General features: G+C 69.9%; 25 protein-coding genes. 12 read left to right on the top strand and 13 right to left on the bottom strand.

Annotation, left to right across the window (positions count from 1 at the left end; all coding sequences use genetic code 11):
• Window positions 1-38 precede the first annotated feature (38 nt).
• From P2L57_RS11660 to P2L57_RS11650, 3 genes are read left to right on the top strand one after another with little or no spacing between them, the layout of a single operon-like run.
• Window positions 39-200 (top strand): hypothetical protein, encoded by a 162-nt coding sequence (locus tag P2L57_RS11660; RefSeq protein WP_275812367.1) that lies wholly within the window; start codon window positions 39-41, stop codon window positions 198-200.
• 33 nt (window positions 201-233) lie between these two features.
• Window positions 234-1,454: a cupin domain-containing protein gene (locus P2L57_RS11655; RefSeq protein ID WP_275812365.1), complete on the top strand. Its 1,221-nt coding sequence runs from the start codon at window positions 234-236 to the stop codon at window positions 1,452-1,454.
• 13 nt (window positions 1,455-1,467) lie between these two features.
• Complete coding sequence (locus tag P2L57_RS11650; RefSeq protein WP_275812362.1) at window positions 1,468-3,246, top strand: ABC transporter ATP-binding protein; 1,779 nt, start codon at window positions 1,468-1,470, stop codon at window positions 3,244-3,246.
• An 80-nt stretch (window positions 3,247-3,326) separates the two neighbouring features.
• Here P2L57_RS11650 and P2L57_RS11645 read toward each other — a convergent pair whose 3' ends face one another.
• From P2L57_RS11645 to P2L57_RS11615, 7 genes are all read right to left on the bottom strand, one after another.
• The gene (locus P2L57_RS11645) at window positions 3,327-3,752 is read right to left on the bottom strand and encodes a YjbQ family protein (protein WP_275812358.1); all 426 of its coding nucleotides are present in this window, start codon (window positions 3,750-3,752) and stop codon (window positions 3,327-3,329) included.
• A 164-nt stretch (window positions 3,753-3,916) separates the two neighbouring features.
• Window positions 3,917-4,612, bottom strand: coding sequence for an HAD family hydrolase (locus P2L57_RS11640; RefSeq protein ID WP_275812355.1), 696 nt, complete (start codon window positions 4,610-4,612; stop codon window positions 3,917-3,919).
• 57 nt (window positions 4,613-4,669) lie between these two features.
• Complete coding sequence (locus P2L57_RS11635; protein WP_275812352.1) at window positions 4,670-5,113, bottom strand: VOC family protein; 444 nt, start codon at window positions 5,111-5,113, stop codon at window positions 4,670-4,672.
• Between the two features lie 43 nt (window positions 5,114-5,156).
• A complete protein-coding gene (locus P2L57_RS11630) occupies window positions 5,157-5,807 on the bottom strand; it encodes a phosphatase PAP2 family protein (RefSeq protein WP_275812349.1) in 651 nt (216 codons plus the stop codon).
• A gap of 63 nt (window positions 5,808-5,870) precedes the next feature.
• Window positions 5,871-6,809, bottom strand: coding sequence for a M56 family metallopeptidase (locus P2L57_RS11625; RefSeq protein WP_275812346.1), 939 nt, complete (start codon window positions 6,807-6,809; stop codon window positions 5,871-5,873).
• Window positions 6,810-6,979: 170 nt separating this feature from the next.
• Window positions 6,980-7,564: a DUF5134 domain-containing protein gene (locus tag P2L57_RS11620; protein WP_275812342.1), complete on the bottom strand. Its 585-nt coding sequence runs from the start codon at window positions 7,562-7,564 to the stop codon at window positions 6,980-6,982.
• A 450-nt stretch (window positions 7,565-8,014) separates the two neighbouring features.
• Window positions 8,015-8,401, bottom strand: a complete 387-nt coding sequence (locus tag P2L57_RS11615) for a VOC family protein (RefSeq protein WP_275812339.1) — start codon at window positions 8,399-8,401, stop codon at window positions 8,015-8,017.
• A gap of 72 nt (window positions 8,402-8,473) precedes the next feature.
• On the opposite strand from P2L57_RS11615, the gene P2L57_RS11610 reads away from it, so the two are divergent.
• Window positions 8,474-9,007: a GNAT family N-acetyltransferase gene (locus P2L57_RS11610; protein WP_275812336.1), complete on the top strand. Its 534-nt coding sequence runs from the start codon at window positions 8,474-8,476 to the stop codon at window positions 9,005-9,007.
• A 12-nt stretch (window positions 9,008-9,019) separates the two neighbouring features.
• Here the strand turns inward: P2L57_RS11610 and P2L57_RS11605 are convergent, their stop codons facing one another.
• The 4 genes from P2L57_RS11605 to P2L57_RS11590 all read right to left on the bottom strand — a co-directional run bounded on the left by P2L57_RS11605 (window position 9,020) and on the right by P2L57_RS11590 (window position 12,534).
• A complete protein-coding gene (locus tag P2L57_RS11605) occupies window positions 9,020-9,748 on the bottom strand; it encodes an amino acid ABC transporter ATP-binding protein (RefSeq protein ID WP_275812917.1) in 729 nt (242 codons plus the stop codon).
• 17 nt (window positions 9,749-9,765) lie between these two features.
• On the bottom strand, window positions 9,766-10,668 hold the full coding sequence (locus P2L57_RS11600) for an amino acid ABC transporter permease (protein ID WP_275812914.1): 903 nt from the start codon (window positions 10,666-10,668) through the stop codon (window positions 9,766-9,768).
• Between the two features lie 14 nt (window positions 10,669-10,682).
• The gene (locus P2L57_RS11595) at window positions 10,683-11,585 is read right to left on the bottom strand and encodes an ABC transporter substrate-binding protein (protein WP_275812333.1); all 903 of its coding nucleotides are present in this window, start codon (window positions 11,583-11,585) and stop codon (window positions 10,683-10,685) included.
• Between the two features lie 262 nt (window positions 11,586-11,847).
• Window positions 11,848-12,534 carry a glycerophosphodiester phosphodiesterase gene (locus P2L57_RS11590; protein ID WP_275812330.1) on the bottom strand — a complete coding sequence of 229 codons (687 nt, stop codon included), beginning with the start codon at window positions 12,532-12,534 and terminating at the stop codon, window positions 11,848-11,850.
• A gap of 275 nt (window positions 12,535-12,809) precedes the next feature.
• Between P2L57_RS11590 and P2L57_RS11585 the strand changes: the two genes are divergently transcribed.
• The 4 genes from P2L57_RS11585 to P2L57_RS11570 all read left to right on the top strand — a co-directional run bounded on the left by P2L57_RS11585 (window position 12,810) and on the right by P2L57_RS11570 (window position 16,837).
• Window positions 12,810-14,195: a DUF6421 family protein gene (locus P2L57_RS11585; protein ID WP_275812327.1), complete on the top strand. Its 1,386-nt coding sequence runs from the start codon at window positions 12,810-12,812 to the stop codon at window positions 14,193-14,195.
• A complete protein-coding gene (locus P2L57_RS11580) occupies window positions 14,192-14,983 on the top strand; it encodes an SDR family NAD(P)-dependent oxidoreductase (protein ID WP_275812323.1) in 792 nt (263 codons plus the stop codon). Before P2L57_RS11585 ends, P2L57_RS11580 begins: the two co-directional genes overlap by 4 nt.
• Window positions 14,962-16,062, top strand: a complete 1,101-nt coding sequence (locus tag P2L57_RS11575; protein ID WP_275812321.1) for a threonine aldolase family protein — start codon at window positions 14,962-14,964, stop codon at window positions 16,060-16,062. Before P2L57_RS11580 ends, P2L57_RS11575 begins: the two co-directional genes overlap by 22 nt.
• A 70-nt stretch (window positions 16,063-16,132) precedes the next feature.
• Entirely contained in the window at window positions 16,133-16,837 is a 705-nt protein-coding gene (locus tag P2L57_RS11570; RefSeq protein WP_275812318.1) for a B3/B4 domain-containing protein, read from the top strand.
• Between the two features lie 37 nt (window positions 16,838-16,874).
• Here P2L57_RS11570 and P2L57_RS11565 read toward each other — a convergent pair whose 3' ends face one another.
• The gene (locus tag P2L57_RS11565; RefSeq protein ID WP_275812315.1) at window positions 16,875-17,603 is read right to left on the bottom strand and encodes a lysophospholipid acyltransferase family protein; all 729 of its coding nucleotides are present in this window, start codon (window positions 17,601-17,603) and stop codon (window positions 16,875-16,877) included.
• Window positions 17,604-17,859: 256 nt separating this feature from the next.
• Here P2L57_RS11565 and P2L57_RS11560 point away from each other — a divergent pair, with 256 nt between their 5' ends.
• The 4 genes from P2L57_RS11560 (at window position 17,860) to P2L57_RS11545 (ending at window position 21,015) form a co-directional block, all read left to right on the top strand.
• Window positions 17,860-18,234 (top strand): TlpA family protein disulfide reductase, encoded by a 375-nt coding sequence (locus P2L57_RS11560; RefSeq protein ID WP_275812312.1) that lies wholly within the window; start codon window positions 17,860-17,862, stop codon window positions 18,232-18,234.
• A gap of 226 nt (window positions 18,235-18,460) precedes the next feature.
• Window positions 18,461-18,964: a flavin reductase family protein gene (locus tag P2L57_RS11555; protein WP_275812310.1), complete on the top strand. Its 504-nt coding sequence runs from the start codon at window positions 18,461-18,463 to the stop codon at window positions 18,962-18,964.
• Between the two features lie 248 nt (window positions 18,965-19,212).
• Window positions 19,213-19,998, top strand: coding sequence for an electron transfer flavoprotein subunit beta/FixA family protein (locus P2L57_RS11550; RefSeq protein WP_275812308.1), 786 nt, complete (start codon window positions 19,213-19,215; stop codon window positions 19,996-19,998).
• A gap of 54 nt (window positions 19,999-20,052) precedes the next feature.
• Window positions 20,053-21,015: an electron transfer flavoprotein subunit alpha/FixB family protein gene (locus tag P2L57_RS11545; RefSeq protein WP_275812305.1), complete on the top strand. Its 963-nt coding sequence runs from the start codon at window positions 20,053-20,055 to the stop codon at window positions 21,013-21,015.
• Between the two features lie 76 nt (window positions 21,016-21,091).
• On the opposite strand, the gene P2L57_RS11540 is transcribed toward P2L57_RS11545, so the two are convergent.
• A complete protein-coding gene (locus P2L57_RS11540; RefSeq protein WP_275812302.1) occupies window positions 21,092-22,267 on the bottom strand; it encodes a trans-sulfuration enzyme family protein in 1,176 nt (391 codons plus the stop codon).
• Window positions 22,268-22,328 lie beyond the last annotated feature (61 nt).

Here is a 22,328-nt window from a genome sequence, read left to right as displayed (position 1 = left end):
CGGACGACAACGACGGAAACCAAGGGAGGTGAATTCAGATGGCGAAGTCACTTGGCGCGGCGGACATCACGATCGCTCGCAACACGGCGGGCATCGTCCGGCCGTTCAACGACAACGACCCGTGGAACTCCGGAGACGACGACTACCGCAACGACGACGACAACGCGTGGAACGGCGCTGACGGCAAGGACCACCCCTGATCATGACCCACCATCCGTGAGGAGACTTCAGAAATGACGCCTCTAGCGGATCGGGAGAGGGCCGCGCTTTCCGCGCGGCCCGTTCCTGATCTGTCCCGACTGATAGATCCCATCGATGTGCACACGTTCCGGCGCGAACACTGGGAACGGCAGCCGCTGTTCGTCAAACGGTCTGATCCCGGCTACTTCGCGGACCTGCTGACCTTGGCCGATGTGGACGAGGTGCTGTGGCTGTCCGGCACCGACCTGCGGAACATCCGGGTGGTGATAGACGGCAAGGAGACACCGGTGGACGAGCTGAAGTCCACCGCTCGGCAGAACGCGCTGGAAGCCCTGTACGAGCACTACCGGAATGGTTCGACCGTCGTGTTGAACAGCCTCGGTGACCGATGGGCCCCGCTGCGCCGCCTCGGCTCGGTGCTGGGCGCCGAGTTGAGCGCGCGCATCCAGTGCAACATCTATGTCACCCCCGCCGGAAACCGCGGGTTCGTGCCGCACTACGACACGCATGACGTGTTCATCGCGCAGGTGCACGGCACGAAGCACTGGCGGCTGGCCGGCCAGCCGTACGCCTTGCCGTTGCACGGCCGTCCGTACGACAAGTCGCAGCCCGAACCCGAACCGGAGCAGGAGATCGACCTGAGCGCCGGGGACCTGCTCTATCTGCCCAGGGGAACGGTCCACTCCGCGGCGTCCAACGAGACCACGTCGGTCCATATCACCATCGGTGTCCATCCGCTGCTGTACTCCGATGTGGTCGAGCACGCCGTCAAGAGGCTGTTCGCCGAGGAGGAGGCGTTCCGCAAGGGTCTGCCCATGGGCTTCGCGACGGACGAGCAGGGACAGTCGCAGGCGGTCGACCAACTCGTCGCGCTCCTTGGCGTGTTGCGGGATCGGCTCTCGCCACGGGAGATGGTGACCGAGTCGGTCAGGCGGGCGATCTCCATCGCCGCCCCGACACTTGACGGCCATCTGACCGACCTTGAGCGGCTTGGTGAGGTCGAAGCGGACACCAAGGTGATCCGTCGGCCTGATCTGCGCTGGACGTTGGCGGTCGACGAGGAGGCGGTGCAGCTGACCTTCCACGACAAGACCGTTCAGTTCCCCGCCCATGTCGCCGACGAGGTCCGTTACGTGGCGCAGAGCAACGGGGCCGGATTCACGGGCGCTTCGATTCCCGGCGATCTCGACCAGCCGGGCAGGGCCGTGCTGGTGCGGACCCTGATGCGCGAGGGCTTCATCACCTTCGCCTGAGAGGAAGTCAGGAGTGGACCGTCCTTCGGCCGAGCCCGCGCCGGTCTCGCTGCGCCGCGTCCTGCGGCTGTTCGCGCCCTACCGGGGGCAGTTGGCCGTTCTGCTGGGGCTGATCGCGTTCTCGTCCCTGGTGGGGCTGGTGCCCCCGTTCCTGCTACGGCGGATCCTGGACGTGGCGATACCGCAGGCGCGGCTCGGCCTGCTCTCCGCGCTCGCGGGCGCGATGCTCGCGCTCGTCGCGGCGAGCACCGCGATCGCCGTGACCTTGTCCTATCTGTCGCTGACCGTGGGCCAGCGTGTCATGAACGATCTGCGCTGCGCCGTCTACGCGCAGTTGCAGCGGATGTCGCTGGCCTTCTTCACCGCGACCCGCACGGGGGAAGTGCAGTCCCGGATCGCCAACGACATCGGCGGCATGGGCACGACCGTGACCAATGTGGCCGCCTCGATCGTGGCCAGTGTGACCACCGTGGCAGCCACGGTCATCGCCATGGTGGCGCTGGACTGGCGGTTGACCACCGCGTCGCTGCTGATGCTGCCGGTCTTCGTGGCCATCAGCCGCAAGGTCGGCAGGGAGCGGCGCGCGATCACGACGGAGCGGCAGAAGCAGATGGCCCTGCTCTCCACCATGGTCGAGGAGTCGTTGTCGGTGAACGGATTCCTGCTGGGACGGGTGATGGGCCGTTCGGCAGCGCTCGGCGACGACTTCGCTCGCCACTCCCGGGTACTGACCGATCTGACCATCCGCTCCGGCATGGCCGGCCGCTGGCGGCAGTCGATCATTCAGTTGATCATGGCGGCGATGCCCGTGGTGATCTACTGGGTCGCCGGACTCACCGCCCATCAGGGCCGTCCCCCGATCTCCGTCGGCACACTGGTCGCCTTCACCACCCTGCAGCAGGCACTGTTCGGGCCGTCGGTCCAGCTGCTGCAGTCGGGCATCGCCGTGCAGAGCTCGATGTCGCTGTTCGAGCGGGTCTTCGAGTATCTGGACCTTCCGGTCGACGTCGCCGAACCAGCCGCCCCCGCACCGCTGCCGCGCGCCCGCGGCCACGTACGCTTCGAGGGCGTCGGTTTCTCCTACGGCGACAAGCCGGTGCTGCGCCAGATCGACATCGATCTGGCCCCCGGAGACCATCTGGCCGTCGTCGGCGCCACCGGGGCGGGGAAGACCTCCCTCGGCTACCTGGTGCCCCGCCTCTACGACGTGACTGCGGGACGGGTCACCATCGACGGCTTGGACGTGCGCGACCTCAGCTTCGCCACACTCTCCGAATCCGTCGGCGTCGTGTCGCAGGACACCCACCTGTTCCACACCACCATCGCCGAGAACCTGCGGTTCGCCCGCCCGGACGCCGAGAACCACGAACTGGCCGAGGCCGCGAAGGCGGCGCGCATCCACGATCTGATCACCTCGCTTCCCGACGGCTACGAAACGGTCGTCGGCGAGCGCGGATACCGCTTCTCCGGCGGGGAGAAGCAGCGCCTGGCCATCGCCCGCACCTTGCTGCGCAATCCGCCGGTGCTGGTCCTGGACGAGGCCACCAGCGCCCTGGACACCCAGACCGAACAGGCTGTCCAGGAGGCACTCGACACGCTGTCGGTCGGCCGCACCACGATCACGATCGCCCACCGGCTCTCCACCATCCGCAACGCCGACCAGATCGTCGTCCTCGACCACGGACGCATCACCGAACACGGGACCCACGCCGAACTGCTCGCCCAGGGCGGCTACTACGCCAAGCTGATCAACGGGAGCCTCCCGGACGAACTCCGCGTCGACCACGTCTGACGCCGGTGGCGCGGGGGCGGTGTCCAGTCACCGCCGTCCGGCGCGGCCGGACCTCCGCTCTACCGTCTCGACGGCCTCCTCTACCAGCCGAGAAGGCTCAACCGGAACTGCCGGTGGGGGTTGTCGACGTTGGTGTCGACGAACACCACCGACTGCCAGGTGCCGAGCGCCAGAGCGCCGCCGATCACCGGCAGTGTGGCGTGCGGGGCGATGAACGCTGGCAGGACGTGGTCGCGGCCGTGTCCGGGGGTGCCGTGCCGGTGGTGCCAGCGGTCGTCGGCGGGGAGCAGCTCGCGCAGCTGCGCCAGGAGGTCGATGTCGCTGCCCGCGCCGGTCTCGATGATGGCGATGCCCGCGGTGGCGTGCGGTACGAAGACGTTGAGCAGCCCGTCCCGGCCGCCTGCCGCCCGAGCGAGGAACGACGTGCAGCGGTCGGTGATGTCGACGGCCGCCTCGCGTGAGCCGGTGGTCAGGTCGAAGATGTCGCTGGTGAAGTTCTCGGCCATGCGTCCATGGTCCCCGACCACGCGCCGTGTGGTCGATTCCGCCGATCATGGTGTTGGTGTGAGGGTGAGGAGAATTTTCCGCGATGCGCGGAACTCGACGTGAAGTCCGTCCGTTGGACAGGTCGAGGCCCTGCAGCATCCCCCCGTCTGCAGGGCCTCACCAGTCAGCCGACGCGTTCCAGTACCGGCCGCAGTCCGTCCGGGCGCTGATCCACCGGCAGAGGCGCCACCTGGTGGAACGCGCAACCCACCGCGGTCGCACCGCCGTCGGCTTCCACGCTGTCGCCCACCATCAGGACTTCCTCGGGCGCCAGCCCGATCCCGTCACAGGCGATACGGAAGATTCTTGGATCCGGCTTCTGGACGCCGTGCTCGTAGCTGAGCACGGCCGTGTCGAGGTATCGATCGACGCCGTACTCGCGCAGCACGGGACGGAGATCCCAGCCGATGTTGCTCAGCAGCGCGACGCGGATACCGCGCTCGCGCAGCGCGGCCAGCACATCGAGTGCGTCGGGGTAGGGCGCCCAAGCCGAGGGCGACATATGGCGGTCGTAGAGCACGTCGTACAACTCGGGCCAAGGCAGCTCGACTTGGCGGGCGAGGCCGGTGTAGGCGGCGCGGTGCCGGGCTCGGCCCAGGTCGCGTTCGTCCCACAGTCGCTGCAGATGTTGGGGTATGGCGTGCGGGGACTGGCCACCGGGCAGTGCGCCGACGTACTCCAACTGCTGCGCGTAGCGGGCGATGTCCTCCTCCGTGGCGACGATGCCGACCTGCGCCAGCGCGCCGCGCAGCCAGTGCTCGGTCGGTTCGACCCGGAAGAGGGTGCCGGAGAAGTCGAAGAGACATCCCTTGATCGTCATGGCGACAGGCTAGGCCCGCCGGCCACCACGCGGCTGGCGGGTCCGCGGGTTGAGTCGTCAGGCCAGGCAGAACTCGTTCCCCTCGGGGTCCTGCATCACCACCGCGTAGTGGTCGTGATCTTCCGGCGCCAGCACACGCAGTCGTGTCGCTCCGGCTTTCACCAGCCGCAACACCTCGGCGTCGATCCGCTCCTTGCGGATCGCGAGTGGCACTTCGCGGCCACCGCTCGCCCGGATGTCCAGATGGAGGCGGTTCTTGACCGACTTGCCCTCGGGTACCGGCTGGAACCAGATCCGCGGTCCGGTGCCGCGCGGGTCCACGATGGAGCCGCAGCCGTCACCCACCGGTTTCTCCTCCGAGACGCCCGCACTGCGCCAGTACGCGTTCCAGTCGGAGAAGCCGGTCGGCGCGGGCTCGGCCTCGTAGCCCAGCGCGTTGGCCCAGAAACGCACCATGACGGTCGGATCGGCGCAGTCGAAGGTGAGTTGGAAGGGTGTCATGGTCTCCTCCTCCGTCGGGCCCCGTCGGCGGCGGGCAGGCGCGTCAGGCGGTTCGGGACCTCCGCCACGGTGTGAGGGCGGCAGCGGACGCGGTGACGACGGCCGTGCCGAGCAGCCACCCGGCGAGCACGTCGGACAGCCAGTGCACCCCCACGTACAACCGGGTGAAGCCTACGCCGAGGACCGACACCGTCCCCAGCCCGACGACCGACGTCCACCAGGCCCCGCGTACCCCGTGCAGGCGCAGCAGCCAGGCCAGCGTCACACAGGCGATCGTCGCCGCCATCGCATGGCCGGAGGGCAAGGAGCCGTCCGTCACGGTGTCCAACGGATGCGGCCAGTACGGGCGGCTCCGGCCGACCGCGGCCTTCACGCCCACCTCCAGCGCCCAGCCGACGCCGCAGGCGGCCAGCACCCACAGCGCCTGACGACGCTCCCGCAACCGCAGCAGTACGGCGGCCGCCGCGACGGTGAGCAGCCGCATCGTCGCCGGTGCCCACACCCAGTTGGTGAGGTCGAGATTGAGCCGGGTCCAACCGGGGTGGGCCAGCGCGAGGCTGTGCAGCGCGTCGTCGATCCGCCGGTCGAAAGGCACCGCGCCGCTGGCGAGGACGAAGGCCAGCAGCGCGACGAAGCAGACGGTGAGCGCGGCCGTCCAGGTCAGGCAGCGGGTTCTGGGTGATCGGCAACTCATCGGCACGGCCAGGATCGTACGAGACGGCGCTGTGAACGAGCGCAGGGCGTGGCAGTACGCAAGCTAGGACAGAGCGCCGAGCCCAGGCCCGAAGGTCACCAGCAGCGGTACCACCGGCAGCAGCAGGGCCATCGCCGACACCCGCATCCGGCGGGCCAGGGTGAGCCGCGGTGCCGGATCCAGCAACCGGTGCACCCGTCCGGGCAGTTGGGCGAGCGGCGTCGGGCAGGGGCCGAACACCCCGCGGTCCTCGTTGAGTTCGACCAGTGCCAGAGCGGTGGTCAACCGCCCGAAGCGGCGCGAGGCGACGTCATCCGCGGCCAGCTCGACCAACCGGTGTACCTGCTGGCGGAACCCTTCGAACACCGGCACCTGGGGAAAGCCCGCGGCGAGCGCGTAGGCGCAGTGCAGCAGCCAGTCGTGCCGGGCCCGCGCGTGCCCCTGCTCATGGGCGAGTACGGCATCCAACTGCCGCCCCTTGAGCCGCCGCAGGGCCGCCGTGGTGATCACCAACTGCGGCTGCGGACCGGAAAGCCACCAGGCGTCGGGACGGCGGCCCTCCAGAACGACGAGGCGTTCGCTGCTGGACGGCGGCTCACCGGGGAGCATGGGGGCGCGCACCAGGAGTTCCGCGCGGCGCTGCCGCCGCCGCGCGCGGGCGCCGCGCACCTCACGGGTGAGCATGGCCACCGACCAGGCACCGCCGCAGGCCAGCAGCACCGCGAGCGCCCCGGCCCACGGGCCGTAGGCGGCGAGTCCATAGGCGTCCACGACACCCCGCGGGGCGAGCGCGAACAGGTGCCAGCGCACCGCGGGCGACGCGGCAGAGGCGCACAACGCCATCGTCAGGACGCAGCACAGCAGCACGGAGGCGACCACGCACTGCCACACCCACAGGGCCAGCACCGGTTCACGGTCCGACCAGTCGGCCCTGGAGAGCAGACGGGGCGCCATTGCCGCCGCAAGTGCGCCGAGGACCAGCAGCACAAACGGGACCGTCATGGCGCACACACTATGGCGCGACGCTACTGATGGGTACGCCGGTTACGCGAAGGTGACGTACGCCTCACGGCGGGTGGAGGAGGGACTACGAGGGCTTCGCCCCGAGCCCCATGCGTCCACGGTGGCTCCGCCCCGAATGCGTCCGCCAAGGCTTCGTACCGACCTTGCGTTCACATCGTCAGGAGCATCGCGAACATTCCGATGCTCAGTGACACCCGGCAGGCCGCGGCCACCCCAGGATCCCGCAGCAGCGCGCCAGCCGGCGCGCCCGACGCCACCGGGTCGGCCGCCGGAAGTATTCGCACCCCGGCCCACAGCGCGTACCCGGCGAAGTAGCAGAGCAACAGCGCGGTCACGGCGGGAATCCCGGCCATGCCCTGCGCCATCCCGGCCATCCCCGGCATACCGTCAGCCCCGCGCTGCGCCGTCGCCATCAGCACCGCCATATAGACCATTCCCGCGGCCTCCACCGCGTGGTGCGCGCGATGTGCCTCGCACCGCACCAGCAGCACGGACCGCACCGCGATCGCACCGAACAGCACGGCGAACAGCGGCGGTCCCCACACCCGTTCGTCCAACGCGGCCCCCGGGACCGCCATCAGCGCCATGCCGAGGCCCATCACCCCCTCGTCCCGCGCGGTGCGCCGCTCGCCCGGCGCGGCGGCGCACCCCGCTCCCGTACGCAGCAGGCACGAGACCCCTGTGGCAGAACCGATCGCCACCAGCAGCCAGGCCACCAACGGTGGTCCGTGCATGGTGCCCCTCCCCGGTTCGTACCGCCCCCTCGGGGAGGTTTCCCGTGGCGGCGGGCGCACACCCTGGCGCACGGTGGTACGGCGGGCGCGCGGCAGGGGCGCGCGGGGCGCTGAAGGGCCAAGTGCGGTCCGCCGCAACGCGGTTCGACTCTCAGCCCGTCGTATTGGTGATGCGAGTTGCGGCGGGCGCGGGGCAACATCGCTGTACCGTCGCTGACGCCGTCGACGTTGTGGGGATGCGGGCTTCCGTCTCGGTGCCGTTGCGTAGCGCGCCGCTCGGCGGCATGGGGGGCAACGTCTTCCCGCCGAACCGCGGTGCCCTTGTGCGTGGATTCCGGGTGCGGCTCCTTCGTCACAGCGCGACAGCCTCACACGGCCTGTCCGGCAAGGGCAGAAGTGTTGTGCCCCAAACGGGGGCGTCGGGACGCGCCTGACCGTTGTGCGCGACGGCTACGGACGGTAACGCATAGGGTGGTCTTCGGGGACCTCCACGATCACGATTCTGATGCCGTCCGGGTCCGCGATCCACATCTCGATCAGCCCCCACGGCTCCCGCAGCGGCTCGCGCAGCACCCGGACACCGCGCCCCACGAGGCGTTCGCGGGCCGCCTCAGCGTCCGGGACCTGGAGCCACAGCTCCATCCCCGGAGCCGGCGGTGCCTCGGAGTGGCCGGAGACCTCCAGATAGCCGCCGCCCAGGAAGAACACGGTGCCGCGTTCCGGTCCCGCACCGAACTCGCGATAGATGGCGAGGCCGAGGTCATCGCGGTAGAAGGCGCGGGACCGCTCCAGATCGGTCGGCCGCAGCAGGACGCGGCTGCTCAGTACGTTGACCATGAAGCGGACAATACGCGTCGGGTTACCCTCGGACCGTCCGCCACCCGCGCATCGGAGAGGTTTCGCGTCACCATGACCATCCCCGCACCTGTCTTCCGTTCCGCCACGCCGACGGACGTGCCCGCCTTGGTGGCGCTCATCGAGTCCGCGTACCGCGGCGACTCCAGCCGGGCCGGGTGGACGACCGAGGCGGACCTGCTCGACGGCCAGCGCACCGACCCCGAAGGCGTCGCCGAGGTGGTCAACAGCGCGAACAGCCGGATGGTGGTGGTCGAGGAAAACGGCGCGCCGATCGCCTGCTGCCAGTTGGAACGCCGCGACGGACACGCCTACTTCGGGATGTTCGCGGTGCGGCCGACCCGGCAGGGCGGTGGGCTGGGCAAGGTGATCATCGCCGAGGCGGAGCGTTTCGCCCGGGAGGAGTGGGGCGTCGACGAGATGCGGATGACGGTGATCTCGGTGCGCGACGACCTGATCGCCTGGTATGAGCGCCGCGGTTACCGCCGCACCGGTGAGATGACCCCGTTCCCGTACGGGGAGGAGCGGTTCGGGCTGCCGCGCCGCGCGGACCTGCAGTTCGAGCTGCTGGTCAAGAAGCTGGGATAGCGGGCCGCGGGTTCACAGACGGCCCGCCTCGACGATCCGGCGCAGAAAGCGCCGCGTGCGCTCCTCACGCGGCGCGCCGAACACCTCCTGCGGTGCGCCGCGCTCCAGTACCACCCCGCCGTCCAGGAAGCACACCTGGTCCGCGACGTCCCGAGCGAACCCCATCTCATGGGTGGCGATGACCATGGTCATGCCCTGTTCCTTCAGGTCGCGCACCACCGAGAGCACCTCGCCGACCAGTTCCGGGTCGAGCGCCGCGGTGATCTCGTCCAGCAGCAGCAGCCGGGGGCGGCCCGCCAACGCCCGTACGATCGCGACCCGTTGCTGCTGACCGCCGCTGAGCCGGTCCGGGTACTCGCCCGCCTTGTCCGCCAGGCCGAGACGGGCCAGCAGCTCCCGCGCCTGTTCCTCGGCCTGTGCACGGGACATCCGGTGCACCCGGCGCGGTGCCAACGTGATGTTGTCCAGCACGGTCATGTGCGGGAAGAGGTTGTACGCCTGGAAGACCACGCCGATCCGGCGGCGTACCGCGTTCTGGTCGGCCCGCGGGTCGGTGATCTCCTCGCCGTCCAGGAAGATCGCGCCGTCGTCCACCTCCTCCAGCAGGTTGGCGCAGCGCAGCAGGGTGGACTTGCCGGAACCGGAGGCTCCGATGAGGGCCGTCACCGTGTGCTGCGGAACCTCCAGGTCCACATCGCGTAGCACCACGGTGGGCCCGTAGGACTTGCGTACCGCCTCCATACGCAGCACGACCTGCGTCACACCGCACCTCCCTGGGACTGCCTGCGGTTCATCCGGGCCGTAACCCAGTCGGTGAAGCGCGTCATGGGAATGGTCAGCGCGACGAAGACCAGCCCGGCCACCACGTACGGCGTGTAGTTGAAGCTCTCCCCGGTGATGATCTGCGCCGCGTACACCGCGTCGACCGCGCCCGCGATCGACACCAGACCGGTGTCCTTCTGCAGCGAGACCAGGTCGTTGAGCAGCGGCGGCACAACACGGCGGACCGCCTGCGGCAGCACCACGTACCGCATCGCCTGGGCACCGGTCAGCCCGAGCGAGCGGGCCGCGGCGCGCTGACTGGGGTGCACCGTCTCGATCCCGGCGCGGAACACCTCGGCGACATACGCGGAGTACGTGAGCACCAGTGCGGCCCCGCCCAGGACCACCGGGTTGTTGGTGACCCCCTGCAGACGCAGCGCGGGCACTCCGAAGACCACCCCCAACAGGCAGATGATCAGCGGCAGTCCGCGGAAGAAGTCGACATAGGCGGTGGCCAGCGCGCGCAGCGGGAAGAACACCGGCCCGCGCAGCGTACGGGCGAGCGCGAGCAGCATCCCGAACACGAGGATGAGCGCCCCGCAGCAGACCAGAAGCCGCACGTTGAGCCAGAGGCCCTTGAGCACCTGGGGGAGCGCGATGCGTGCGTAGTGCGCGTTGAGGAACGTCTCGCGGGTGCGCGGCCAGCCGGGGGCGTGGGTCACCGCCAGATACAGCACGCCGACGGTGACCAGCGTGCTGGCCGCGGCGACGGCGATCGCCCGGCGGGTACGGGCGCGGTGCAGCCGCTCGCGTTCCAGGCGGCGTGCGGACGGCTGGTAGCCGTCGTCCGCCGACGGCAACGTCTCGTCCTGGTGCGGTACTTCGGGATTGTCCAACATCATGGCGCGACCCGCTACTTGAGGACGGGGGCGTTGACGGCCTCGGACAGCCAGCGCTTGTCGAGCGCCGCCAGTGTGCCGTTGGCGCGCAGCGCGTCCACGGCCCTGCTGACGCACGCGGTCAGCGGGCTGCCCTTGTCCAGTACGAAGCCGAACTGCTCGGGCTGCCCACCGGTGTCCGCGAACTGCCCGACCACCTTGGCGTCCGTCACCTCGGCGGAGGTGATGTAGAACGCGGTGGGCAGATCCACGACGATCCCGTCGACCTGCCCGTTCTTCAACGCGCTCTTGGCCAGGTCGTTCTTCTGGTAGATGGCGGGCTGCTGGGTCGGTTTCACCACATGGGTGAGGACGTCGAGGCTGGTGGTGCCCACCTGGGCGCCGAGCTTGGCACCGCGTAGATCTGCGATGCTCCTCGCGTTCGCGATCTTCGAGCCCTTCGGCGCGATCAGCGCCTGTCGAACGTCGTAGTAGCCGGAGGAGAAGTCGACGGCGCGCCGCCGCTCGTCACTGATGGAGACCTGGTTGAGGTCGAGGTCGAAGCTCTTGGCGCCGGGAGTGATGGCGTTGTTGAACGGGACGGTCTGCCAGACCACTTGTGAGGCGTCGTAGCCCAACCGCTTGGCGACGGCATACGCGGTGGCGGCCTCGAACCCCTTGCCGTCGGCCGGGTTGTCGTCCTGGAACCAGGGTGCGTACGCGGGCTTGTCGGTGCCGATCGTGAGCTTGCCCGCGGTGTGGGTGCGCAGTGCGCCCGGCGCGCAGCTCGCGGCGGCGGAGCCGGAAGCGCCGGAGGCGGCAGTGCTGTCCTGCTGCGGGGCGCAGCCGGAGGCCGCCAGGACGAGGGCGCAGACCGCGACGACCGCGGCAAGACGTGGACCAACCGAGGGCCGGTGCGAGGCGAAGGCGGGACGCATAGCGGGAGACTGGCACTGGCAACCGTCAACTGTCCAGGTCAGGCCAGTTGTTGACCGTATGGCGGACGTTTGTGAACGTGACGTTTCGTGTAATGGCCGTCTGTTCGTGTAATGGCCGTCTGTTCGTGTAATGGCAGGCCGTTCGTGTAATGCACCAGACAGCTCGTGTAATGCCAGACGTTCGGGTAATGCCAGGCCGCAGCGGCCTGTTCCGCCGATCCCGTGCCGGGTGTGGTGTGGCCGTGGATCCGCAGGAAGGGTGCTAGTGGCCGGCCTCCACCGCACGCTTGATGTCGGGTACGTCGGTGGCCGCGCCGTCCAGGCCGAGGGCGCGGGCCAGCGCCAGATCGCGTGGCGTGTTGACGGTCCAGGCCATCACCTCGATGTCCGCGGCGTGGCATCGCTCGACCACATCAAGGCTGAGCTTGTTCAGCTCAAGGCTGACCAGGCGGGCGCCCACCGCCTGTGCCCGGGAGACGAAATCGGTGCCGGTGCGTCCGGCGACCAGCACGGTGCGCACCTCCGGAAGCAGCTGCCGGACCTCCCAGAGCGCCTCGTCGTGGAAGGAGAGCACAGAGACCCGCTCCAGCAGCGCGCGCTCGCGCAGCACCTCGGCGAGTACCCGGGCGGCCGCCACATCCTTGATCTCGGCCTGGACCGGGCGGTCCGGCACCGCGTCCAGCACCTCCTCGAACACCGGCACCCGCTCGCCCTGACCGGCGTCGAGCTCGCGCAGTTCGGCGAGGGTGTAGTCCTTGATCGCGCCACTTCCGTCGGTGGTCCGGTCGACCGTCTCGTCGTGCATCACGACCAGCGCGCCGTCCTTGCTCAGGTGCAGGTCGAGTTCGATGCCGTCCAGGCCCTCGCGGTCGGCGCGGACGAACGAGCGCAGGGTGTTCTCCGGCTCGACGCCCATGACTCCGCGGTGGCCGATGGTGAAGAAAGACACGGTGCTTCTGCCCTTGTGTGCGGCTTGGCGTGCGGTTGCGTGGGCCGAGCCTAGCGGCGCCCGATGTCCGTGCGTCGAACGCCAGAAGATCATCGCGTGTACCGATGGCCACCCCCATGAGGTGCCACACAAACTTCCGTTGAACCCGGGGTTGACAGGAAAAATGACGGTCTTGGTGCGATGCGGCAGGATAATTGTGTGAGAAGCCTCTTGAGTGAAAGAACCTCGCATGGATACGGTGTCTTAACGCGAGGTTCTTCTGTGGAGGAGGGGTCATGAGGGAAAATCTTCTGTCGGTGGCGACAGGTGGTGCAGACGGGGTCGTCAAGCACCCGTCGTGGGCAGTGCTGAAGGCGGCGGTCGAGGCCGTCCGGCCCTGGCAGGAGAAGGACGGTTCGATCGACTTCTCAGCCGAGGGCGCGCCCGCTCGCGGTGCGGTGGAGGCCGAGGTGGAGCGAGTGATCGCGGCGGTCGAGGACCTGGCCCCGCTGCTGCCGCACGACGCGGCGTACCACGTGGCGCTGGTGGCGGATCTGCGCCGGTGGGTCGAGAGCGGGTTCGGCGTCCCGGACTTCCTTGACTCGCTGCTGGCCTTCCAGCCCGCCGCCGACCGGCGGGACGGCCTGGAGCACCTCGTCGTCTTCGCGATGTACACGCAGAACGGCAACCCGAACCGCAACCTCGAAGCGGTCGCGCTGCGCGTCGTATGGCCCGAGTGGCTCGCCGAACTGGAGCGCACCCGCTACGACAACCCCATGTTCGTGCCCATCACCTTCCAGGACTTCACCAGCGGCTACGACAGCAACTCGGCGGTGCTCTTCCCTGAGACGGTCGCGGTGCGCGAGGTGCCGGAACGGTTCTCCTGGGGTGGCATCTTCTGTGACCGCGAGGCCGCGCGGTTCCGCCGGGTCACCGACGCCGCGGTGCGCACACTGGGCCTGGAGCTGCCCGAGGACGCTGCCCGGCTGGTCGACGACCAGGAGCTCGCCCAGCAGACGTTCGTGCTGTGGGACATGATCCACGACCGTACGCACAGCCACGGCGACCTGCCTTTCGACCCCTTCATGATCAAGCAGCGCGCGCCGTTCTGGATGTACGGGCTCGAAGAACTGCGCTGCGACCTGACCGCCTTCAAGGAGGCCGTGAAGCTGGAGGCCGAGGGCTACGAGCAGGGCCGCTACGTCCAGTACGCGATCCTCTTCGACCGCCTCTTCCGGTTCCCGGTCACCGGCGACCGGGTGCGCAACTACGACGGCCTCGGCGGCCAGCTGCTCTTCGCCTACCTGCACAAGCACGACGCGGTCCGGTGGATCGACAACACCCTGCACATCGACTGGTCGCGTGCCACCGAGGTCACCAAGGCCCTGTGCGCCGAGATCGAGAAGCTCTACCGGGACGGCATCGACCGGCCCAAGCTCGTGCACTGGTTCGCCGCGTACAGCCTCGTCTCCAGCCATCTGGCGCCGCACCCGGGATCGCGCTGGGCCAAGGGCCCGGACGCCCTGGACCTCACACAGCCGCCGCGCAAACTCGTGGACGACGTGCTGCCGGACGAATTTCCGCTCAGCATGTTCTATGAGGCCCTGGCGAAGAAGCTGCGTGATGTGATCGCCTCGACCAAGGGGATCACGGCGGACAGCGCGGTTCGGGTAGCCGCATGACGCACGTGGCGGCCAAGGAGGCGAAGGCGATGGCAGAACGCAACAACAACGGTCCGCTGAGCGGTGCGGTGATCGCGGTGGCCGGAGCGGGCGGCCCGGCGGGCAAGGCGACGCTGCGGCACCTCGCGGAGAGCGGTGCCCAGGTGGTGGCCGCGGACGCCAACCCCGAGCGGCTGGCGGAGTCGGTCGACGCGGCCCGCTACGCCGCGGGCGGCGCCTTCGTCACCGGTGAGGTCGTCGATCTGCTCGACCCGGCTGCCGCCCGCGAGTGGGCGGACCGTACCGAGAAGCAGTTCGGCAGGGTCGACGGCCTGGTCCACCTGGTGGGCGGCTGGCGCGGCTCCGCGACCTTCCCGGAGACCGACCTCAACGACTGGACGGTCCTGAACGACCTGCTGATCCGTACCGTCCAGCACACCTCGCTCGCCTTCCACGACGCACTGCTGCGCAGCCCCACCGGTCGCTATGTGCTGATCAGCCAGTCGGGTGCGACCAAGCCCACCGCGGGCAACGCCGCCTACGCGGCCGCCAAGGCCGCCTCCGAGGCGTGGACGCTCGCCCTCGCCGACTCCTTCCGGAAGGCGGGGGGCGACAGCGGTCCGGCCGCCGCGGCTGCGATCATCGTGATCAAGGCCCTGGTGCACGATGAGATGCGCGCGCAGAAGCCCAACGCGAAATTCGCCGGATTCACCGACGTCAGCGAACTGGCCGAGGCCATCGCCGGTGTCTGGGCCCGGCCCACGGAAGAAGTGAACGGAACCCGCCTGTGGCTGACGCCCCAACCGTGACAGAGCAGCACACCACCGACGCCGTCCGGCGCCACGACCCGGACGCGCGCGGCTTCGCCAGCGACAACTACGCGGGCGCGCACCCGGAGGTGCTGGCCGCGCTCGCCCTGGCCAACGGCGGTCACCAGATCGCCTACGGCGAGGACCAGTACACCGCCCATCTGCAGCAGCTGTTCCGCCGGCACTTCGGCCCGCGCGCCGAAGCGTTCCCGGTCTTCAACGGCACCGGCGCCAACGTCACCGCCCTGCAGGCGGTCACCAAGCGCTGGGGCGCGGTGATCTGCGCCGCCACCGCCCACATCAACGTGGACGAATGCGGCGCGCCGGAACGCATCGGCGGGCTCAAGCTGCTGCCGGTGGCCACGCCGGACGGCAAGCTCACCCCCGAGCTGATCGACACCGAGGCATGGGGCTTCGATGACGAGCACCGCGCCCAGCCGCAGGTCGTCTCGATCGCCCAGACCACCGAACTCGGCACCTGCTACACGCCGGACGAAATGCGGGCGATAGCCGAACGGGCCCACGAACGCGGCATGGTGGTGCACGTCGACGGCGCCCGGCTGTCAAATGCCGCCGCCACACTGGGAGTTCCGCTCGCGGAGTTCACCACCGACGCGGGCGTGGACATCGTCACCTTCGGCGGTACCAAGAACGGCCTGGTGTTCGGCGAGTGCATCGTCGTGCTCGACCCGGACCGGGTGCCGACGATGACGATGAAGTACCTGCGCAAGCTCTCCATGCAGCTGGCGTCCAAGATGCGCTTCGTATCGGTGCAGTTCGAGGCGCTGCTCGCCGGAGACCTGTGGCTGCGCAACGCTCGCCACGCCAACGCCATGGCGACCCGTCTCGCGGCGGCCGTCTCCGGCATCGACGGTGTGACGGTGGTACGGCCGGTCCAGGCGAACGCGGTCTTCGCGACGCTGCCCAGCGAGGTCACCGAGCGGCTGCGGAAGCGCTACCGCTTCTACACCTGGAACGAGGCGACCGGCGAAGTGCGCTGGATGTGCGCCTTCGACACCACCGAGGCCGATGTGGACGCCTTCGCGGCCGCTGTCGCGGAGGAGATGGCGGCGCGATAACGTCCGCATAAGTATGCAATGCGCGGATAATCGATTGATCGACGGTGGGGGCGGCGGCTACGGTCAGAGCATGACCACAGCACCGCCCCTCACCCTCACCGTCAGCGATGAGGTCCGCGCCCTCGCGCCCAGCTTCACCCACCTCGCCGTCGAGGCCCGCGGCCTGGTGAACGGGCCCAGTGACGAGCGCAGCTCCGCCCTCCTCGACAAGGCCGAGCGGAGACTGGCCGCCCGGCTCGCCGGGCGCGCCCCGCACGAGGACGAGCACGTCGCCGCCTGGCGCGCCGCGTACTCCGCCTTCGGGGCCAAGCCCTCCCGTACCCGCAACTCCGCCGAGGCACTTGCCCGGCGGGCGCTCGGTGACGGCGGACTGCCGCGGATCAACCTGCTGGTCGACGCCTACAACGCGATCAGCGTGGCCTATCTGGTGCCGGTCGGCGGTGAGGACGCCGATCGCATCGAGGGCGGTATGCGGCTGGTGCGCGCCGTCGGCGACGAGCCGTTCGAGACCGCCGCCGGTGGCGAGCCGGCCATCGAGCAGCCGGAGCCCGGCGAGGTGGTGTGGCGGGACGACGCCGGGGTCACCTGCCGTCGGTGGAACTGGCGGCAGGGCGTACGGACCCGGCTCACCGAGGAGTCCGGCTCCGCCGTCTTCCTACTGGAACGGCTCGACCCCATGCCGCTCGCTGAGTTGACCGCCGCCGCGAATGAACTCGCCGACCTCGTAGAGAGGCTGAGCCCCGGCGCCGAGGTGACGGTACGCGCCCCCGCGTAGCGCGGTCGCCGCGGGGCGGCGAGCGGGGATCCCCGCACTACGCCCGGTTCATCGCCGCGGCCTCCTCGGCGGTGGGGGCGCCGCCGCCGAGGTGCGCCGGGAGCCACCAGGCGCCCTGCGCGTCCTTCGGGCGGACCGGGTACGCCTGCTGCGCCGCCTCCAGCAGCTCCTGGACGCGGCCGCGCAGCCGCTCGGTCAGCGAGTCGGCGTTCTCCCCGGGCGCCGCGGCCAGCGGCGCGCCGACCTGCATGATGATCGGGAAGCGGTGCCTGCCGAGCTGCCGCGGGCGGCCCTTGGTCCACATCCGCTGGGTGCCCCACAGTGCCATCGGCAGCAGCGGAACACCGGCCTCCTGGGCCAGCCGCGCGGCGCCGGACTTGAAGTTCTTGAGCGTGAACGACCGGGAGATCGTCGCCTCCGGGAAGACCCCGATGATCTCGCCGGAGCGCAGCGCGCGCAGCGCGTTCTCGTATGCGTTCACCCCCCGCTCCCGGTCGACCGGGATGTGCTTCATCGCCCGCATCAGCGGCCCGGACACCTTGTGCCGGAACACCGATTCCTTGGCCATGAAGCGCACCAGGCGCTTCGCCGGACGGGCGGCCAGACCGCAGAAGACGAAGTCCAGATAGCTGATGTGGTTGCTGACCAGCACCGCACCGCCGCGCTGCGGCACATGCTCGGTGCCCGCGATGTCGAAGCGCAGACCCTGCACCTTGAACATGGTGCGGGCGAAGCCGATGACCGGCGGGTAGACGAGTTCAGCCACGTCGGGGGACACCTCTTGGGTCGGCAGTTACGCGGCCGTAGGTTCGGGCCGTCGCAGGATGGTGCCCCGTCAACGCGTGGCCTGTCATCCGAAGTGCCCGTGATCGGGGGAGATTCTTCTCACGTGAACGCGCGACGACGCTCGTGCCACGCGCTCATCTAGCCCATCTCGCCCATTAAACCCCTCTTTTCGGGCATCAGCCGCTGCCCGGGAATCATCGCGGTCTGGTGAGCGCTGCACCCGTCCAGAGGCGAGGATGGCAGGACTGCTCCACCACTGGCGGGACGGAAGGACGCGGATGCGGGAGAAGGACGGCGCGCAGCGGCTGACGGCGGCCGAGATCGGTGAACCGCTAGGCGCGCGGGCCACGCTGCTGCAGTTCTCCAGTGCCTTCTGCGCACCCTGCCGGGCCACCCGTCGCACACTGTCCGAAGTCGCCGCGATGGTCGGCGGGGTGGCGCATGTGGAGATCGACGCCGAAGCCCACCTCGACCTGGTGCGCAGGCTGGCGGTGGTGAGGACGCCGACGGTACTGGTACTCGACGCGCACGGCGCCGTCGCCCGGCGCGCCGTGGGACAGCCGCGCAAGGCGGACGTCATCGCGGCGCTCGGCACGGCGGTGGACGCATGAGCCGACCGGCGCCGCCAGCGCTTCCCGTGATCCACATCCCATATGTCAGGCCGCCCTTGACGGGGTGCGCTCTGAATCGTCAGCCTGACGTTATGTCGATGGACGTCCTTCTGTATGAGCGAGCCGATGTCGACTTCGGTCGGCACACGAGTGGCCGTTGTCCGAGCCGTTGAACACCTCTGATCCCCGTTCAGTTCCGGCTCGACCGCGGCAGAAGGACAACTCCATGACCGCTTCGACCGACCTCGGCTCCGCCGCCCCCGCGACCGATGTCTTCCGCTCGGTCTTCCGTCGGCACGCCGCCGGGGTCGCGGTGATCACGGCGGCCGGTGCGCGCCCGGTCGGCTTCACCGCCACCTCGCTGACCTCCGTGGCCGCGGAACCGCCGCTGCTCTCCTTCGGCATCAGCCTCCGCTCGTCCAGCTGGCCGACGCTGTCCACCGCCAAGCACGTCGGCGTCCATGTCCTGGGCGAACATCAGGAGGAGTTGGCCGCGACGTTCGCCCGCAGCGGCGCTGACCGCTTCGGGCCGCCCACCGACTGGCGCACCGGACCGCACGGCGTGCCGCTGCTCGACGGCGTTTCCGCGTGGCTGGTGTGCCGGGTGGTGGCCCGCGTTCCAGCCGGTGACCACCGGATAGTCGTGGCGGAGGCCGTGGCAGGCGACCCCCATGGCCCGGGCCGCCCGCTGCTGTACCACCAGGGCCGCTACAACGCGCTGCGCCACTGAATCGTCCCTGCTCGGACCGTCGGGCGGGCGTCGGCAAGGTCACAGTTCGACAGCCTTGCGAACCGGGAAACAGCCGAGTGTACTGGCGAGTAATATTTCGGTTGGAGCGCCTTGGAGTCCCGGCCGAAAGCCGCCGCCGAAGGCGCCTATGCTGCCTTCACAGGGCAGTTACTGGGTTCTACGGCCCACGACGCCGGTCGCTGGTGTCGCGGCCCGGACCGCCGAACCGATGCAGTAGGAGAGCAGGCGTGAGCTTGAGGATCGTAGTCGCTGTGAAGTACGTGCCCGACGCCACGGGCGACCGTCACTTCGCCGAGGACCTGACCACTGACCGCGACGCCGTGGACGGCCTGCTGTCGGAGCTTGACGAGTACGCGGTCGAGCAGGCGCTGCAGATCGCCGAGGAAGCCGACGACGCCGAGATCACCGTGCTGACCGTCGGCCCCGAGGACGCCAAGGACGCCCTGCGCAAGGCGCTGTCCATGGGCGCGGACCAGGCCGTGCATGTCGAGGACGACGCCCTGCACGGCACCGACGCGCTGGGCACCTCCCTGGTGCTGGCCAAGGCCATCGAGCACACCGGGTACGACCTGGTGGTGTGCGGCATGGCCTCCACCGACGGCACCATGGGTGTGCTCCCGGCGATGCTCGCGGAGCGGCTCGGCGTCCCGCAGGTCACGCTGCTGTCCGAGGTCAAGGTCGAGGACGGCAAGGTGACCGGCCGCCGCGACGGCGACGCCGCCAGCGAGCAGCTCGAGGCCCAGCTGCCGGCCGTCGTGTCCGTGACCGACCAGTCGGGCGAGGCCCGCTACCCGTCGTTCAAGGGCATCATGGCCGCCAAGAAGAAGAAGGTTGAGTCGCTCGACCTGTCGGACCTGGGCATCGAGGAGGACGAGGTCGGCCTCGCCGGTGCCTGGACCAAGGTCGACAGCGCGGCCGAGCGCCCGGCCCGCACCGCGGGCACGATCGTCACGGACGAGGGCGAGGGCGGCAAGCAGCTTGCCGCGTTCCTCGCGGAGCAGAAGTTCATCTGAGCCGCTGAGCCGCCTTCCCAACGCCCCTTCTTACATTCGCAGGAGAGCAATCCCATGGGTGAAGTCCTCGTCTACGTCGACCACGTGGACGGTGCCGTCCGCAAGCCGACCCTCGAACTGCTGACCCTGGCCCGCCGGATCGGCGAGCCGGTCGCCGTCCACCTCGGCCCCGGTGCCGACACCGCCCAGGCCACGCTGGCCGGGCACGGCGCCGTCAAGGTGCTGACCGCCGATCTGCCGGAGTTCGCCGAGTACCTGGTGGCCCCGAAGGTGGACGCGCTGGAGCAGGCCGTCGCCGCGGTCTCGCCGGTCGCCGTCCTCGTACCGTCCTCCGCCGAGGGCAAGGAGATCGCCGCCCGCCTCGCGGTGCGCCTCGGCTCCGGCATCATCACCGACGCGGTGGACCTGGAGAGCGGCGACGAGGGTCCGGTCGCCACGCAGTCGGTGTTCGCCGCCGCGTTCACCACCAAGTCCCGGGTCACCAAGGGCGTTCCGGTGATCACGGTCAAGCCGAACTCGGCCGCCCCGGAGGCCGCCCCCGCCGCGGGTACCGTCGAGCAGCTCGCGGTGACCGTGGGTGAGAAGTCCACCGGCACCAAGGTCGTCTCGCGTACCCCGCGCGAGTCCACCGGCCGCCCCGAGCTGACCGAGGCCGCGATCGTGGTCTCCGGTGGCCGTGGCGTCAACGGCGCCGAGAACTTCAAGGTCATCGAGGACCTCGCGGACTCGCTCGGCGCTGCCGTCGGTGCCTCCCGGGCCGCGGTCGACGCCGGCTGGTACCCGCACAGCAACCAGGTCGGCCAGACCGGTAAGTCGGTCTCGCCGCAGCTGTACATCGCCTCCGGCATCTCCGGTGCGATCCAGCACCGGGCGGGCATGCAGACCTCGAAGACCATCGTGGCCATCAACAAGGACCCCGAGGCCCCGATCTTCGAGCTGGTCGACTACGGCGTCGTCGGCGACCTCTTCGAGGTCGTGCCGCAGCTGACCGACGAGGTCAAGGCCCGCAAGGGCTGACCCGTTCGAACGGCTGAGGGGCCACGCGGATCGCTCCGCGTGGCCCCTTGCGCTGTTCAGGAGCTTCGCTCCGCTGTCATGTCTGCCGCAGTGCGCGGTCCAGGTCCTCGTAGACGTCCTCGACGTCCTCCAGCCCGACGGACACCCGCAGGATCGACGCACCCGGCTTGGCGTCCGCGGCCACCGGCCGGTGGGTGAGCGCCGCCGGGTGCTGGATCAGCGTGTCCACACCGCCGAGCGAGACCGCGTGCGTGATCAACCGGCAAGCCGCCGCCGTATCGGCCGCCGCCTGGTAACCGCCGCGCACCGCAAGGGAGATGACCGCTCCCGGCTCCGACATCTGGCGCCCTATCAGTCCCGACGGGTCGCACTCGGCCAGGCCCGGGTAGAAGACCCGCTCAACCGCGGAGTGCTCGGCCAGCCGGGCGGCGAGCTTGTACGCGGACGCCGACTGGTGGCGAACCCGCAGCGGCAGCGTCTGCAGCCCGCGGTGCAGCAGGTATCCGGCCAGCGGATGCAGGATGCCGCCGGTCAGGGCGCGTACCGGACGCAGCCGCTGAGCCCAGTCGGAGGTTGTCGCCACCACTCCGGCGAGGACGTCGCCGTGGCCGCCGAGGTACTTCGTCGCACTGTGCACCACCAGCGTGGCACCGTGCCGAGCGGGCTGCTGCAGCACGGGCGTGGCGAAGGTGTTGTCCACCAGCAGCGGCACTTCGCCGCACTGCTCGGCGACGGCCGCCAGATCGACCAGCTCCAGGGTGGGATTGGCCGGGGTCTCCACGACCACCAGGCCGGTGTCCGGGCGCAGCGCCTCGGCGACCCGGTCCGGCTCCGCCCAGGTCACCTCGGTACCCAGCAGTCCGGTCGCCAGCAGATGGTCGGTGCCCCCGTAGAGCGGCCGTACGGCGACCACATGGCCCTTGCCGTCGGCCCGGGCGGCGAGCAGACAGGCGGTGATGGCGGCCATCCCGGACGAGAAGGCCACCGCCTCGGCGCAGCCCTCCAGCTCGGCCAGCGCCTGCTCGAAGCGCGCGGTCGTCGGATTCCACAGCCGCTGGTAGACATGGCTGCCGCCGTCGATGGGCAGCCCGCCGGTCGCCAGTGCCTCGTAGCTGTCGCCGCCTGTCTCGACATCGGGCAGCGGGTTGGTCGTCGACAAGTCGACGGGCGGCACGTGTACGCCCAGGGCGCGCAGGTCCCCGCGTCCGGCGTGTACGGCGGCGGAGTCCGGGCGAAGTGCGGTCGGCTGCATTGACGGCCCCTATCTGTGGTTCGCGGCTGGCGACATGGTGAGGAAAACGACGCCGGAACTG

It is taken from the genome of Streptantibioticus ferralitis (assembly GCF_029223525.1).
GTDB lineage: Bacteria > Actinomycetota > Actinomycetes > Streptomycetales > Streptomycetaceae > Streptantibioticus_A > Streptantibioticus_A ferralitis.
The sequence above is the reverse complement of the archived record's forward strand: the minus strand, read 5'-3'. Positions and strand labels throughout refer to the sequence as shown.